Origin of the sequence: Bradyrhizobium guangxiense (genome assembly GCF_004114915.1) — a bacterium.
Classification (GTDB): Bacteria; Pseudomonadota; Alphaproteobacteria; order Rhizobiales; family Xanthobacteraceae; genus Bradyrhizobium; species Bradyrhizobium guangxiense.
On the sequence record NZ_CP022219.1, the window covers coordinates 801,074 to 816,346 of the forward strand.

Genomic DNA, 15,273 nt, shown 5'->3' on the forward strand with positions numbered 1-15,273 from the left:
CCTATATGCGCTTGCCCTGACCGCAAGGGGGAGAGGTGGACGAACCGCAGTCTCTGACCGACCTGAAGCATTCCGCTCTCGGTGCGGCCCGAGCGGAGGGCCTGATCTGGCTGATTGATATCTGCTAGGGGGAGGGGCATGCGGAGCCCAATGCCAGACGTTGATGCCGTCTGTGGCGTTCTTCGCGAAGACCTTGCCTCATAAACGGCGGGCCGAGGCCCGCCGTTTATTTTGGTCTTCAGTGTCACCCGGGGCTGGCAGGGCGACAACCTAAAATAGAAGGGTATAGAAGACGCGCTGTGATGGCAAGGCAAATCGTGGCGGCGTTGGTGTCGCACCGAGCACATCAGATATGCGCCGGTTGCGACATGCGGTTCCCACACGCACCGAAGCAATTGTTTGGATTATCGAACCACTTTATTCATCCCGCAGCCTTTGCGATGCAGCATATGTGGCGCGTTGTGTCGGAAGTTGCACGGGGCTGCACATCTTCCTGCCTGCGTGCAGATGGCGTGATGCCAATCTCTTAGTGCGCACGCTTCGCGTGACGCGCATCACTTTGCTCGCGTGCGCCGCGCCACTTCCTGCACCGCGAGCGGCCACCGGTGTCCGCCGCCTTTGCCACCGTCCTCCTTCCGCCCCTGCGCCATGATCGCGCTGCCCATCGCGGCGGAGCCGAAGGTGATGAGGAAGGACGCCAGCAGCAGGGCGAGCGCGATGCCGGGCGAACGGTCGGCGAAGATCAGCTCGCGCAAATGTCCGGGATTGAGCCAGAGCAGGCCACCGACGAGGATCGTCGCGGCGCAGGCGCCGATCGCGAGATTGATGGCGAGCAGACGGAACAGCGGGATGCGGAGGAGGGCGGGGCGGGGGTGAGGCGGCTGGTGGTGGGGCATGGCTCGTTTCATGCTGGCTCAGTGCGGCGCAAGCAACGATATCGTAGCGCCAACTCTCTCATCCGTCATTCCGGGGCGCGGCGAAGCCGCGAGCTAGGATGCGCAATTGCGCATCTGACAATCGATTCATCCTCCAACTCTGCCGCTCGATGGATTCTCTGATGCGCAATTGCGCATCATAGTTCGCGCCCAAGAGGGCGCGCCCCGGAATGACGAGAGGAGGGAGTCGAGCGCCCCCTCGATCACTACTTAGCTACGATCGTTCGATCGCTATCGTCGAGATGCCTACCCCCTCACGCCGCCGGCACGGCCCGCGCCGCCTCCTGACGCTCCATCATGGTCTGCCACAGCGTTGCGATGCTCGCTTGGGTCTGCGGTGCGATCAGGCAGTGGCCTTCATTGTCGAAGCCGCAGAACCGCACCGATGGATCCTTCTTCACCTCGATCAGCGCCTGGTTGATCATCTCCAGGCACGTGATGACCTCGCCGACGTCGTGCAGGCGGGGGTGATGCAGGATGTCCATCAGGCGGAAGGTCATCACCGCGGGTTGGCCGAAGCTGATGCCGGGACGGCCGAGTTCGAACAGCACGTTGACCGCCGGAAGCACGCCCCTGATGTGCTCGAGCACGCCGGCGGCGTCCTCCACGCTGCAGGCGACGAGATGGGACGCCTGGGGCGGGACGGCGGTGGGCGCGCGCGGCGGCGAAAGGCTGAGCGAGGTGATCACCTCCTGCTCGATCCATTGCCGCACCGCTGCGGGGGCATTGCGGATCTGCTCGGCGGTCAAGGTTATTCCGGTCATGGGCGCGTCTCCTGGGCGGCTCTCCTGATCGCTTCAATCTAGAAAGCAGGGCGTGAGACAGTTTGATGCGGATCAAGCCTGCTGCTTTGACGCTTGCCTCTTTCCCGGGCATGATCCGCGCGCTGCTTCGCAGCACGTTTTTTTCGGGGGATTGCTCCACATGCTGAGACTGCTTCTCGCCGCCGCGTCCGTCCTCTGTCTGGCCGGCGGGTCGGCGCAGGCCGCGCGCTGCGGCGGCGATTTCAACGCGTTCGTCGCCACCATGGCGCAGGAGGCTCAGGCGGCCGGCGTCTCGGCCAGCGTGACCAGTGCGGCGCTCAGCGGCGTGACCCCGGATGGCGCGGTGCTCGCCTTCGACCGGCGTCAGCGCCACACCTTCAACAAGAGCTTTGAGCAGTACGTCTCGACCCGTGTCGGCCCGGGCCGCATCAATGGCGGCCGCGCGCTGTTGCAGCGCCATGCCGCGCTGCTGTCGCGCATCGAGCAGCAGTTTGGCGTGCCGCGTTATATCCTGGTCGCGATCTGGGGCCTGGAGAGCGATTTCGGCAAGGGCGACATGGGCAAGATGCCGGTGATCCGCACGCTGGCGACGCTGGCGCATGACTGCCGCCGCACCGACCTGTTCCAGGGCGAGCTGCTCGCCGCCCTCAAGATCGTGCAGCGCGGCGCCCTGCCGTTGCGCGACCTCATCGGCGCCTTTGCCGGCGAGATCGGCCAGACCCAGTTCCTGCCGTCGTCCTACATCAAATACGGCGTCGATTTCGACGGCGACGGCCATGTCGATCTCCGCCACAGCGTCGCCGACGTGCTCGCCTCGACCGCGAACCTCCTGCACACGAACGGCTTCAAGATGGGCCAACCCTATGGCGAAGGCACCGCCAATTTCGAGGCGATGCGGGAGTGGAACAGGGCGGTGGTGTATCGCAAGACGATCGGCTATTTCGCGGACCGGCTGGCGGGGCAGTGACCACATAATCGGTGTCATCACCCGAGGGGCGAGTGATCCAGCATTCCAGAGACGGCGCGGCTGGAGCCGAGAAGCCGCGCGGGCGTACTGGATTCCCCGCCCCAGTGCGCAATTGCGCACAAGGCAGGGAATGACAGCGGTGGGGTGTGGAGGCCGTTACGCTCCTGGCTACTTCTCCGTCCCCTTCGCCATCTTCTCCAGCTGCCGCTGCAGCGGCGCCCAATAGGTCCCCGGGCGGAAGCGCTGCAAGAGGTCCATGAAGCGGGCGTCGTTGCCGATCAGGATGCGCGGCTCGTTCTTCTCGATGCCCCTGATGATGCGCAGCGCGGCGTCCTTCGGCGTGGTCTTCGCCGCATTCTCGAACCGCTCGATCGACTGCGCGCGGCGGGCATTGTCGGTGACGCCGACGCCGGTGCGGGCGTTGCGCGCGATCGCGGTGGAGACGCCGCCGGGATGCACGATCGACAGCCTGACCGGGCTTCCCGCCACCGCGAGCTCATGCCGCACGCTCTCGGAAAAACCGCGCACCGCGAATTTCGCCGCCGCATAGGCCGATTGGCCGGGCGGTGCGATGATGCCGAAGATCGAGGAGAGGTTGACGATGTGCGCCTCGCCCCGCGTCTTCAGATGCGGCAGGAAGGCGCGCGTGCCGTGCACCACGCCCCAGAAATTGATGTCGAACAGCCAGTCCATCTGCGCCTGGTCGATCTCCTCGAACGAGCCCATCAGCGCCACGCCGGCATTGTTGACGACGATGCCGAGCGCGGGATGCGTGGAGGTCGCCTCGCTCGCGAACTGCGCGATGTCGCCGGCCTCGCCGACGTCGACGCGATGCAGGCTGACCTTGCGGTCTCGTCCGATCTCCGCAGCCAGCGCCTTCAACCCGGCCTCGTCGCGATCGGCCAGCGCAAGATCGCAGCCGCGCTGCGCAAGCTCGATGGCCAGCGCCCGGCCGATGCCGCTGGCGGCTCCCGTGATGGCGGCGGCGCCGCGAATCGTCGTCATGATGTCCCCCGTCAATCCCGCGCAGATGGAACTATGATTTACATTTTTTCACAATGGAACTGAACCGCAGGCGAGTTGAGCCTTTAACATGTGTTATTGAAGCATGCATTGGGAGCCGCCGATGGGACAATCAACACCATTTCGTGCGACAGCGCTGATTGTTGAAGACGACGCCATGCAGCGGGAGATGTTGTGTGTTCTGCTGGAGGAGAGCGGCTACCAGGTCATCCAGTGTGAAAGCGCCGAGGCCGCTGAGCGCGTCCTCGACAAGAGCGCCGGCGCGCTCTCTCTGATGCTGACCGACGTCCAGCTGGCCGGCCGCATGAACGGGGTCGAGCTCGCTCATGTCGCCAAGGAGCGCAATCCCCGGCTCGACGTCGTCGTCACCTCCGGCCGCCCCTTGCGGCAGCCACTGCCCGCGGGCGCAAAATTCTGGGCAAAGCCGTGGGCGCCGCTCGACGTGCTGCGCGAGGCCGAGATCGCGCAGCTGTCCTGAGCGCAGGAGCGCGTCCTGGGGCGTAGGCTTCCTCGCTGCGAGGCGGGCTGCTAAGGTCTGCTCATGACCTGGTCCTTCCTGCTCACCTCCCTGATCGTCGTCGCCTCGCCCGGTACCGGCGTGCTCTACACGCTGGCCGCGGCGCTGACGCGCGGCTCGCGCGCCAGCCTCGCCGCCGCGTTCGGCTGCACGCTCGGGATCGTGCCGCACATGGTGGCGGCAATGCTCGGGCTCGCTGCCGTGCTCCACACCAGCGCGCTCGCCTTCGCCGCGCTGAAATGGGGCGGCGTCGCCTATCTGCTCTACATGTCCTGGCAGGCGCTGCGCGAGAGCGGGGCGCTTTCGGTCGAGGGCAACATCCGCGAGCGTTCGAGCGGCCGCGTCATCGTCACCGGCTTTCTGATCAACATCCTCAATCCAAAGCTGTCGATCTTCTTCCTCGCCTTCCTGCCGCAATTCATCGCCGCGGACGAGGCCCATGTGCTGGCGCGCATGCTGGAATTGAGCGGCGCCTTCATGGCGATGACCTTTGCGGTGTTCGTCGTCTACGGCCTGTGCGCCGCCTCGGTGCGCGAGCGCGTCATCTCCCGCCCGCGCGTCATGGCCTGGCTGCGCCGCAGCTTCGCGGCGGGCTTCGCCGCCCTCGGCGCCAAGCTGGCGTTTGCGGAGAGATAGCCTTCTCCACCCAATAAAAAAGCGGGCCTTTTGCCCGCCACCTTCGAACTCTCGACCCGACGCCCGGGCGGAGCGAGGCTCCACCCGGGCAAAGAACAAGCCTCGTTACTTCTTCTTCGCCTTCTTGGCCTTTTTCGCCTTCTTCTTCGCCGCCTTCTTCGCTTTCTTAGCCATAGGATCCTCTTAAGGGTTAATGGTGGAACGCGACACGAGGGATGCTCGGCGGAGGGCCAGCCTCGCAACATCCTCGACGACAAACTCAGCAGATTCGGAGCCGGCTGCCCCGCGCTGTCATATCTCCGTCATCACGTTATCCACAGCTCAGATGCATTTTCGAGTGATTTTGCTGCGCGAATCCGCTTCGCGCGCGCCCGCGACTCGCCGCGCTCGTTGCTTAACGATTCCGCAAATGCGTTTTGCGGGATTCATCAATCCAAAACCAATGCCCGAGTTTGTGCGACTGCGGTGAGACTCCATTAAGCGCGCCGCGGGCATGATCGCCCGCAAGAACACGGGGGCGGGTATGTACGGGCAGTTGCCAAACGAAGAGGGCGGGACCATGCGCGTCCCGCAGTCGCCATGCTGAGCGTGCCGACACTCTGGACCGTCATCGTCATCAACTTCCTGGCGCTGGGCCTGATCTGGGCCTATGTGGCGCGCGCCTATCCCAAATTTGAGGCGGCGCGGTACTGGACGGCGGCAGCGGTGTTGGCTGCAGCGGGCGCCGCGATCTCGATGCTGCGCGACGTCATGGATCCGCGCTTTCCGCTGATCGGCGGCGGTGGCCTGATGATCTTTTCGTCCTGGCTTGCCTGCATGGGGGTGACTCGGTTCTATCACCGCCCGGTGTCCTGGCCGGCGGCGATCGCCAACTCGCTGCTCTCCAGCGTCGGCCTCGCCTTCTTCCTGGTCGTCATCGACAACATGCCGATGCGGATTGTGATCTATTCGCTGGCCCAATCGACGCCGATCCTGCTGACGCTGCCGCTGCTGCTCGGCCAGCAGAACGGGCGGGAAAATCCCGGCGCGCGGCTCGCTGCGATCGTGGGATTGATGCTGCTGTCCATTCACGTGGTCCGCTCCGGCGCGGCGCTGCTCGGCTATGGCGGCGCCATCACCGCGATCAACTTCAACGGTCTGCAGTCCTTGATGATCCTGCTCCTGGTGTTCCTGGCCATGGCTTGGAATTTCGCCTGCCTGTTGATGGCGATCGAGCGGCTGCGCAACGAGGTGGCTGACCTTGCACTGCTCGACGATCTCACCGGTGTTGCCAACCGGCGGCACCTGCTGCAGCGCCTGACCGAGGAATGCGCCCGCTCCGAACGCAGCAACGCACCGTTCTCGCTGCTGGTCATCGATCTCGACGGTTTCAAGACCATCAACGACACCCACGGCCATGCTGCCGGCGATGCCTGCCTGAAGCACTTCACCCTGATGGCGCAGACGCGCCTGCGGCCCGGCGACATGCTCGCCCGCACCGGCGGCGACGAGTTCTGCGTCGTGCTGCCGTCCTCGTCCCTGCGCGAAGCCGCCACCATCGCGCGCCGCGTGCTCGAGGTCTGCCGTCAGGATGCTGCCGGCTGCAGCGGCGACGACATTCCGATCGCGATTTCGATTGGGGTCGCGCAGTGGGATCGCGACATCGGGGAATTCCCGGACCGCCTGATGGCCAATGCCGACCACGCGCTCTATGCCGCCAAGAAGAACGGCAAGAACGACTTTGCCGTCTACGATCCGGTGCCGCCGCTCTCGCCTGAGCCGATCGGTCCGGACCAGAGCCAGCGCACATTCGCCTAGAGCCGTGCTACATCAGGGGCCGTGATTGGATCCCGCATGATGATTGCCCGCCGGCTCGCGGCCGCCCTGGCCGCGCTCTTTCTGATCGCCCCCGCCGCCGCCGAGGATGCCGCGCTCGCAAAGCTCGCACGTGCCTCCGGCACGCCCGAGATCCCGGGCCTCAGGATCGTCTGGCTGGCGCCATGGGGCGACCTCGCCAACGCGAGACCCTGGCGCAACATCATCGTGCATCAGACCGAAGGGCCTGCGGGCTCCGCCCGCGGCGGCGCGCAAGCGCAGGCCAAGACCCCGACGCGGCGCGGCGTCACGGTCTGGGTCGAGACCGACGGCACGGTCTATTGGGCGGTCGCCGAAAACCTGGTGCCGACCCATGGCGACGGCGCCAACCGCAACGACAACAAGTACATCGACAACAGCGCGACCCACCGCCAGGTCGTGCGCGACAATTCGATCGGCGTCGAGTTCGCCGGCAATTTTCCGGATGTCACGACCGGACCGACCGACGCGCAGGTCGCGGCGTGGAGGATCCTCGTCAAGGTGCTGCGCGCGCGCTACGACATCCCGCTCGATCACGTCTATGCGCACAACTGGATCGACTACAAGGACGCGCGTTATTGCGAAGGCTGCTGGCTCGCGACTCTGGCGCGGATGTGGGGGGAGTAGATGGTGCGCTCCCTCGCCCCGCCTGGGGGGAGAGGCGAAGAAGCTCCCCTAAAGCGCGATATGAGATTTGGATGAATCATCATCGCGCTTTAGGTTGTTGTTTGCGCATGATCTTTCCGGAAGACCGCTTCGCACTTTTCCGGATCATGCCTTAGCGACTAAACCGCGTGCGCCATCCAGCCGTCATCGCCGGTTCAACGATCCAGTATTCCAGGCCTGTTCTGGAAATCTCCCGATCGCATCGGGCCAACAAAAAAGCCGGCGTCACCGCCGGCTTTCTGTCTTTCGATCCGCCAATCTCTCTTTGCGGCGAAGCCCCGCTTAGTGCGCGGCTTCCAGCGCGGCCTGTTCGGCCTTTGCGATCGTGCCCTTGACCGCGGTCTGCACCTTCTCGAAGGCGCGGACCTCGATCTGGCGGACGCGCTCGCGCGACACGCCGAACTCGGCCGCGAGATCTTCCAGCGTCATCGGCTCATCGGCGAGGCGGCGCGCCTCGAAGATGCGGCGTTCGCGCGGGTTGAGCACGCCCATGGCGCCGTTCAGGGCGTCACGGCGGTGATCATATTCCTCGTGCTCCGCCATCATGGCTTCCTGGTTGGGCGTATTGTCGCCCAGCCAGTCCTGCCATTCGCCGGCTTCGCCGTCGTCGCGGATCGGTGCGTTGAGCGACGCATCGCCGCCGAGGCGGCGGTTCATGTCGATCACGTCCTGATCGGTGACGCCGAGGCGCTTGGCGATCATCTGCACCTGGTCGGGGCGGAGATCGCCTTCGTCCAGCGCATTGATCTTGCTCTTCGCCTTGCGCAGGTTGAAGAACAGCTTCTTCTGGTTCGCGGTGGTGCCCATCTTCACGAGCGACCAGGAACGCAGGATGTACTCTTGAATCGACGCCTTGATCCACCACATCGCGTAGGTGGCGAGACGGAAGCCCTTTTCGGGCTCGAACCGTTTCACCGCCTGCATCAGGCCGACATTGCCTTCCGAGACGCCCTCGGAGATCGGCAAGCCGTAGCCGCGATAGCCCATGGCGATCTTGGCCACGAGTCGGAGATGGCTGGTGACGAGTTGGTGCGCCGCGTCGCGATCGTCATGCTCGCGCCAACGCTTGGCGAGCATGTATTCCTGCTGGGGTTCCAGCATCGGGAACTTGCGAATCTCGGCGAGGTAGCGAGAAAGGCCGGATTCTCCATTGAGGACCGGCAAAGCAGCGGTACGGGCCATAGTGCGCCCTCCAAAAGGTTCAGGCCCCCGATAGCGGCGGGCCAGGCAGACGACCGCTGTGTTAAAGCCGGCCGTAGCTGCGATGTTCCGCGCTGGTCATTTCCAACGCAGGCGCAATATACCCCATGGGGGGGCAAAAAGGGAAGGATTGCTGACGTCACGTCCCCGTGTGGCAGCTATAATCTTTTGTAATGTAACGGCTTTCTTAAGCGGGCTGCGTCATAGCGCCGCTTTCAGGGTGCGCTGGAGAAGAAGCAAATCCTCCGGCAGGGGCGCCTCCCAGTGGAGTAATTCTCCTGTCCTCGGGTGCTCCAATACCAGCAGGTAAGCATGTAGGGCCTGCCGTCCAAGGGAGGCGAGGGCGCGCTGCGACTCAGGGCCGAGCTGGTTCGCCTTGGTCTTGAAGTGCGGGCCATAGATCGCATCGCCCATCAGGGGATGGCCGATATGGGCGAGGTGGACGCGGATCTGGTGGGTGCGCCCGGTCTCGAGCTCGCAGGCGAGCAGGGCCGCGACCGGCTTGCCGTCGCGCCCGGCAAAGCTCTCCAGGATTTCCCAATGGGTGACCGCTTCGCGGCCGCCCTGGCGCACCGCCATCTTCTCGCGCGCATGCGGATGGCGGTCGATCGGCGCATCGACGGTGCCGCGATGGCGGCCCGGCACGCCCCAGGCAAAGGCCATGTAGCCGCGCCGCATCTCGCCAGTGCGGCCATGATCGGCGAATTGGGCGGTCAGCGAGGCATGGGCGAGGTCGTTCTTGGCGACCACCATCAGCCCGGTCGTGTCCTTGCCCAGCCGGTGCACGATGCCGGGCCGGCGCCCCCCGCCGATGCCGGAGAGCGAGGTGCCGCAATGGGCGATCAGTGCATTCACCAGCGTGCCGGTCTCGTGGCCGGCGGCCGGATGCACCACCAGCCCCTTCGGCTTGTTGAGGACGACGATGTCGTCGTCCTCGAACACGATGTCGAGGGCGATATCCTCCCCCTTCGGCTCCGGCGGAGCCGCCTCCGGCACGTCGATAATGATCGTATCGCCGGATGCGACGTGATAAGCGGGGTCGCGGACCGCGGCGGCCTTTAGGTGCACTGCGCCCGCCAGGATCAGGGCTTTCAGCCTCGATCGCGACAGCTCCGGCAGGCGCGCCGCCAGCACGCGGTCGAGCCGGGCAGAGCCCTCGTCGCCGGCAACCACGACCTCCAACCTTTGCGCTGAACCCAGGCTTTCCATGACGACGTCTGATACCGCTGTTCCCGAACCGACCCCCGAGCAGGCCGTGCTGTTCGCGCGGGTGCGGCGGATGATGCTGATCGCGGGGTTGACCACGGCGCTGGCGATCTGCGCCGTTCTGATCGCGGTGGGCTACCGCCTTTTCAAGTCGGAGGGAAGGGCGACTGAGGCGGCCGGGGACGTCACCGCCACCCTGCCGAAGGGCGCCAAGATCGTCTCGACCGGCGTTGCCGGCGACCGCCTCGTGGTCACGCTCGATATCGGCGGAGTCATCGAGATCCGCACCTTCGATGCCCACACCCTGAGGCCCACCGGGCGGCTGAAATTCGCCAATGAGCCGTAAAAGGCCCATCGGGGTCCTTGCGGCGGACAAATTTCGAGGCTATTGGCTAACCCTCACGCTCCCTTCGTCTAGCGGTTAGGACGCGGCCCTCTCAAGGCTGAAACAGGGGTTCGATTCCCCTAGGGAGCGCCATTGCGCCGAGCGGAAAACTCTCTCAAAAATCAGAGCGTTACAAAGCCAACGAATTGGCTGATACGCATCTGCCTTAGTGACAATCCCTACCAGAGACATGGCTCATCTATTTCGGCGACGCGTGCGTCGGACCCGATCGGTCAATCCACCGATGAGCGGCGATCAATGGAATCTCGGCTTCTGTCCCGGCACTGAGCCAGGCGCAGGCCGCGCTCCGACGTTTGAAGATGCCTGAGGCCTTCGAGCGCGCCTGGCAGCAGCTCCGCCGCAAGCTCACTGAGGAACACTTCGAGTGCTGGTGCCTCAAGTTGACACGCCCGGATTCAACGTAGAACAAGTCGAAACATTACCGCTCCCGACACAGGCCTAGAACGTGCTGTTTAATTCGGCCACCTTCCTATTTGCATTCCTGCCCGTCTCCCTGATCGGGTTTTATGTCATCGGGCGAAAGTCGCCCTCGCTGGCACTTCTCTTTCTCGCGGCCGCATCGCTGCTCTTCTATGCGCAGACCAATCCGAAGCACCTCTACGTCATGCTGCCCTCGATCCTCTTCAACTACGTCGTTGGATCGGCGCTCGCACGAAAGCCGCAGCGTGGGTCTTTCCCCCGATATCAGCTACTCGTGCTTGGCGTCACAGCGAACCTTCTCTGTCTCTTCGCCTTCAAATACCTCGATCTGTTCATCGACACTATCAACGCCACCCACCTGATCGAGCTGAAGGAAAGAAAGATCGAGCTTCCGCTGGGAATCTCGTTCTTCACGTTCACTCAGATCGCGTTCCTAGCCGACGCATACGCGCGGAAAGCGAAGGAGACGAGGCTTCTCGATTACACGCTGTTCGTAACCTACTTCCCCCATCTCATCGCCGGCCCGATTCTACATCATAGCGAGATGATGCCGCAGTTTGCCGCGTCGACCTATCGCGTGAAGATGGAGAACATCGCCGTCGGCTTGACCGTATTCCTCATTGGACTCTTCAAGAAAGTCGTGCTCGCAGACACAGTGGCTCCTCACGTCCACAGGATTTTCGACGCTGCCGGCCAGGGCACCGCGCTGACCTTCCTCGAGGGATGGTCCGGCGCCCTTTTCTACTCACTTCAGATCTACTTCGATTTTTCTGGATACTCCGACATGGCCATCGGGCTGTCGCTGCTGTTCGGCGTGCGCCTTCCCCTCAACTTCAATTCTCCCTACAAGGCCGTCAACATTATCGAGTTCTGGCGGCGCTGGCACATGACGCTGTCGCGTTTCTTGCGCGACTATCTCTATATTCCTCTCGGGGGAAATCGCTGCGGCGCCGCGCGGCGGATGGCAAACCTCATGGTCGTAATGCTGCTCGGAGGCCTCTGGCATGGCGCCTCGTGGACCTTCGCCATATGGGGCGGCCTGCATGGCGCGTATCTGCTGGTGAACCACGCCTGGCAGCTTCTGGGGCTGAAATTTCCTTTGAGCGATAGAGCCGCGGCCGTGCTCGGCTGCGCGCTGACATTCTTGGTCGTGACGGTGGCGTGGGTCTTCTTTCGATCCCCCGACATCGGCTCCGCATTGACGATGTTGACGGCGATGCTCGACATCAACAGTGTCGACCGCACGTCTCCAAACCTGCCTTCCATCGAACTGTCGGCATTCGCCGCTGCGCTGTTGGCAATTGCCTGGTTCGCACCGAACACGCAAGAGATCATGGCGGACTATCATCCCGCGCTTGGGCGTCCTGATGCCGCTCGAACGCCGGCGATCGTGTGGAGACCAAGCCCGGCTTATGCCTTGGTGCTCGCCTCTATGGCCATCGCCTCATTCACCATGATCGTGTACGTCAAGCGCGTCGGTGACTTCATTTACTTTCAGTTTTGAGGTCCATGAAATCCTATCTCTACATCCTCTGTGGCGCCATCGCCCTTGCTTTCGCAGCAATGTTGGCCTTTTCGGCCGTTGGCATGGTCAATTGCTTCGACTGCGATCTGTTGCGATATCAGGAAGCGAAGATGGCCGCGATGACCGACGTCGACACGGTGATTCTAGGCGACAGTTCGATCGGACATGCGATCGATGCCCGAGAGTTCTCTCGCTTGAGCGGGAGAACCACGATGAATTTGGCATTGACCGGCTACAACTACGGCATCGGCGGGGCCTATGCCCTGCTGACCGAGATGCTCCAGAAGAAAAGTCCGCCCCGGAACGTCGTCCTTGCGTTCACGCCCCAAACCTACGCGCTTTCTTTCGCCGAGCTCGAGGGACTTCCAGTCAGAGGCCTGTTGCAAGTCTTTCGACGCGTGCCCTTCAAGGCATTTTCATTGAACACAAGGATCTCTCGGGAAGCCGCGCATATCCTATCAGTTGAACTATTCGATCGCCAATTCCTGATGGCAGGCATTAATGCGTACCTGCGGGGATCACCGCCGATCCTCGCCGGCTCGCATGGCTATGACTATCTCGCGCCTTCGACCGATATTCTCGACATCGGCAAGGTCATCGAAAAATGGAGTGCGAATCCCCCGCCCGACTACGACATCTTCTTTTCCAAAGTGGCACATCTCTGCAAAGTGCACGGATTGAATTGCCTCTACCTGCACAGCACATTGTTGGAACTCGTCGCCAACAGAAACCAGGCTTTCATCCAGGCTTTGAGCGATCGGATTGAAGGAGCGGGCCTCAGGGTGCCATACCGATGGCCCGTCGCCGTTCCAAGCTCTGAGATCGGCGATACCATCAATCATATCAGGCCGAGCCTTCGGCGCGATTACACGCGTAAGTTCTTTGAAAGGCTCGAGCCCCTGCTTCTGCCGCCTTCCTCGTAAGAGCGGGCCGCGGCTGTCCGGCAGCGGGAATCTTCCCATCGCATGCCGCACTTCATAGCGATCGCGGCACCATGCGAGCGCAACACCAAGCACACAGCCAGCGGAACCAGCGCGCCGCGCGATGATGGGATGGCCCCAGCACGAGCGTTTGATCGCAGCATTGAGATGCTGTTCGACATCGCGGACCTGCGTCGCCCCTCCGCAGGCGCCGATCATCGCCAGTGAAAATTGCCGCCGCAGTTGGTGTCGCTCGGCGTCATTGATGGCAATGCATCAACCCCATTTCGTGCAGCCCTCCCTCATGCCGTCGTCCCGTCGATCGAGCGGCGGATCACCTGCTGCACTTCCGTATTCGACAGGAACAGGTCGTGATTGATGATGCCCCAGCCTTCCTGGGAGGCGTCGACCACGCGCACGCCGAGCCGCGCGATGGCGGCTTTCTCCGCCGCGCCGACCCGCGTCATTCCACCTGCGATCTGTCCCGACAGCGCCAGTGCGCGATCGTTGGTCGAGGCGATCACGGTGATCTTGCCGGCCAGCGGGCCGATACGCTGGATCGCCGACGAGAACACGTCCATGTCGATGTCGGGCGCGGCGAACACCACTGCGCCGATCTTGCTCGTCACCGTGTCGCCGTATCGCGCATGCAGCTGACGCAGGCTTTCCAGCGTCAGCATGGTCCCCATGCTGTGCGCAACGATGTGCACGCGCCCCGCCCCGGGCGCCGACACCAGCGCGGAGAGCACGCGCTCGAAATTGTCGCGCGACCACATCGCGCTGTCGCGGTCATAGGCATAGTCGAACAGGCCTGCCTTAGACGGCCAGGAGAACACCAGGGTCCGGCCGCGGAACTTGATTCCATCGGAAAGATGGGCGCCGTCCAGCACCGCCGTCTCGAACGTCTGCTTGAAGCCGTGCACGTAGATCAGCATGTCGCCTCCGCCGGCCTGCGCAGCGAGATCGCCAATTTCGGCTGAGACCGGCTCGACCCGGTCAAGGCGCCAATCGTCAAGGCCGACCGAGGCGAGAGACAGACGGCTCTCATCCGGCGCCACCAGCCGCGCCTGGGCCACCCTCATGCTGGTCGCACGCTCCGGCCCGAACCAGGGTTTCGTGCGGCCGCCGTTCACGGGCTTGCGCGTGGTGACGACAAGCAATGTGGGGTCGACCGAGAGCGACGACGCGTCGAGGCGCGCGCCGGTCGCACCGAGGCCGGCGCATCCGCCGAGCGCGAGGGCGCTCCCTGCCGATACGAGCCCGCCGAGAACCGCGCGGCGCGAAACGGAATGCGAGTTTCGTTGCAGAAGACGTCGGACGATCACACGGAACCTCGGGAACTTTGCCCCCGGTAACGCCGCCCCGCCCAGCTCCCTGAATGACAATGGAGGCGAGAAGACGGCGGAGCTGTGTTGGGGTCGGTCCAGTGGTGGCTTCCGCTCGATTGCCAGGTCAGTCAGTGACCTCGATCGAATGGATCTCGCACCAGTCGCGCAATGCCCGCTCCGTCGCCTTGTTCCGGTAGTCATGCCAAGCATCGATCGCTCCCCGTCGGGAGAGCAGGGTCTTGAACTTCTGAAAGGCGCCGCGTTTGCTGAACATGTAGCGAACGTCGTCCAGATCGTTCGGCAAGAACTTGCGGACAAAGGCGATCACAAGAGGCTTGCCGAGGTCGAGATCTCGTGTGTTCGGGATCTGCAAGTATTTGGTCTCGTCTTCGATATCGTCGGGCAGTTCGTCGTCCTCGAGCTCCTGCAGCTCGTCCTCATCGAACTGGTAGTAGATCTTCCCTGTCTGCCTGCAGACGAAGGTGCGGCACTCCCCCATACCGCCGCTGATGTCGGCGAACTCAAAAGCCTGGAGGATGTCTGCGAATTTCACGGGCATTGGACACCTTGCCAATGGAACGACGGCGCACTGTCTGCGATCGACCCGAAGAGTATAAGCGGATCGTCCTTGGAGGTAATGAATCCTCCCAGTGTCCAGCTGGCGTCGACGGGCAAAACACCCCAATCCGATGTCAACCCCTCTCTTCGAAAATATTCCACTTTGCCGAAATTCGGAGTTATCGTATGTGTCGGCCATCCCAGTCCACCAAAGGGGCGGTCGTACGTCGTTTCGAGCGCGGGCGGGGATTGCGGTGGACGCGGGCGGCGTTAAAGGCGGAGCTTGCGCGTGCAGGGCGAGATGAACCTCGTGAGCACAGCGCGCTTTGCGAAGACGAACGGCGCTCATGTCCGGCGACGCCATTTGGC

15 protein-coding genes and 1 tRNA gene are annotated in these 15,273 nt (G+C 63.4%); 9 read left to right on the plus strand and 7 right to left on the minus strand.

Translation table 11 applies throughout. From position 1 onward, the window contains the following. Window positions 1-554: 554 nt before the first annotated feature. Both X268_RS03855 and X268_RS03860 read right to left on the minus strand, forming a co-directional pair. Complete coding sequence (locus X268_RS03855) at window positions 555-896, minus strand: hypothetical protein (RefSeq protein ID WP_128923692.1); 342 nt, start codon at window positions 894-896, stop codon at window positions 555-557. Window positions 897-1,189: 293 nt separating this feature from the next. Then, window positions 1,190-1,699, minus strand: coding sequence for a hypothetical protein (locus X268_RS03860; protein WP_128923693.1), 510 nt, complete (start codon window positions 1,697-1,699; stop codon window positions 1,190-1,192). Window positions 1,700-1,859: 160 nt separating this feature from the next. Here X268_RS03860 and X268_RS03865 point away from each other — a divergent pair, with 160 nt between their 5' ends. Then, on the plus strand, window positions 1,860-2,666 hold the full coding sequence (locus tag X268_RS03865) for a lytic murein transglycosylase (protein WP_128923694.1): 807 nt from the start codon (window positions 1,860-1,862) through the stop codon (window positions 2,664-2,666). Between the two features lie 168 nt (window positions 2,667-2,834). On the opposite strand, the gene X268_RS03870 is transcribed toward X268_RS03865, so the two are convergent. Beyond that, window positions 2,835-3,671, minus strand: coding sequence for an SDR family NAD(P)-dependent oxidoreductase (locus X268_RS03870; RefSeq protein WP_128923695.1), 837 nt, complete (start codon window positions 3,669-3,671; stop codon window positions 2,835-2,837). A gap of 121 nt (window positions 3,672-3,792) precedes the next feature. Here X268_RS03870 and X268_RS03875 point away from each other — a divergent pair, with 121 nt between their 5' ends. The 4 genes from X268_RS03875 (at window position 3,793) to X268_RS03890 (ending at window position 7,302) form a co-directional block, all read left to right on the plus strand. Further along, window positions 3,793-4,167 (plus strand): response regulator, encoded by a 375-nt coding sequence (locus X268_RS03875; RefSeq protein WP_128923696.1) that lies wholly within the window; start codon window positions 3,793-3,795, stop codon window positions 4,165-4,167. Between the two features lie 63 nt (window positions 4,168-4,230). Further along, entirely contained in the window at window positions 4,231-4,842 is a 612-nt protein-coding gene (locus tag X268_RS03880; RefSeq protein ID WP_128923697.1) for a LysE family translocator, read from the plus strand. A gap of 579 nt (window positions 4,843-5,421) precedes the next feature. Beyond that, window positions 5,422-6,639: a GGDEF domain-containing protein gene (locus tag X268_RS03885; RefSeq protein WP_128923698.1), complete on the plus strand. Its 1,218-nt coding sequence runs from the start codon at window positions 5,422-5,424 to the stop codon at window positions 6,637-6,639. Between the two features lie 36 nt (window positions 6,640-6,675). Next, window positions 6,676-7,302, plus strand: coding sequence for a peptidoglycan recognition protein family protein (locus X268_RS03890; RefSeq protein ID WP_128923699.1), 627 nt, complete (start codon window positions 6,676-6,678; stop codon window positions 7,300-7,302). A gap of 321 nt (window positions 7,303-7,623) precedes the next feature. On the opposite strand, the gene rpoH is transcribed toward X268_RS03890, so the two are convergent. Both rpoH and X268_RS03900 read right to left on the minus strand, forming a co-directional pair. Further along, window positions 7,624-8,523 carry an RNA polymerase sigma factor RpoH gene (gene rpoH / locus X268_RS03895; protein WP_128923700.1) on the minus strand — a complete coding sequence of 300 codons (900 nt, stop codon included), beginning with the start codon at window positions 8,521-8,523 and terminating at the stop codon, window positions 7,624-7,626. 219 nt (window positions 8,524-8,742) lie between these two features. After that, complete coding sequence (locus X268_RS03900) at window positions 8,743-9,750, minus strand: RluA family pseudouridine synthase (protein WP_128923701.1); 1,008 nt, start codon at window positions 9,748-9,750, stop codon at window positions 8,743-8,745. Here X268_RS03900 and X268_RS03905 point away from each other — a divergent pair. The 4 genes from X268_RS03905 to X268_RS03920 all read left to right on the plus strand — a co-directional run bounded on the left by X268_RS03905 (window position 9,749) and on the right by X268_RS03920 (window position 13,021). Continuing rightward, a complete protein-coding gene (locus X268_RS03905; RefSeq protein ID WP_128923702.1) occupies window positions 9,749-10,093 on the plus strand; it encodes a hypothetical protein in 345 nt (114 codons plus the stop codon). The two genes, X268_RS03900 and X268_RS03905, sit on opposite strands and share 2 nt — an antisense overlap. Window positions 10,094-10,150: 57 nt before the next feature. Then, window positions 10,151-10,225, plus strand: a tRNA-Glu gene (locus X268_RS03910). A 373-nt stretch (window positions 10,226-10,598) separates the two neighbouring features. After that, window positions 10,599-12,077, plus strand: coding sequence for an MBOAT family O-acyltransferase (locus X268_RS03915; protein WP_128923703.1), 1,479 nt, complete (start codon window positions 10,599-10,601; stop codon window positions 12,075-12,077). A 5-nt stretch (window positions 12,078-12,082) separates the two neighbouring features. Continuing rightward, window positions 12,083-13,021, plus strand: a complete 939-nt coding sequence (locus tag X268_RS03920; protein WP_128923704.1) for a hypothetical protein — start codon at window positions 12,083-12,085, stop codon at window positions 13,019-13,021. A 299-nt stretch (window positions 13,022-13,320) separates the two neighbouring features. On the opposite strand, the gene X268_RS03925 is transcribed toward X268_RS03920, so the two are convergent. Both X268_RS03925 and X268_RS03930 read right to left on the minus strand, forming a co-directional pair. Continuing rightward, window positions 13,321-14,343 carry an alpha/beta hydrolase gene (locus X268_RS03925; RefSeq protein ID WP_128923705.1) on the minus strand — a complete coding sequence of 341 codons (1,023 nt, stop codon included), beginning with the start codon at window positions 14,341-14,343 and terminating at the stop codon, window positions 13,321-13,323. Window positions 14,344-14,470: 127 nt separating this feature from the next. Continuing rightward, the gene (locus tag X268_RS03930) at window positions 14,471-14,905 is read right to left on the minus strand and encodes a hypothetical protein (protein ID WP_128923706.1); all 435 of its coding nucleotides are present in this window, start codon (window positions 14,903-14,905) and stop codon (window positions 14,471-14,473) included. Between the last annotated feature and the right edge of the window lie 368 nt (window positions 14,906-15,273).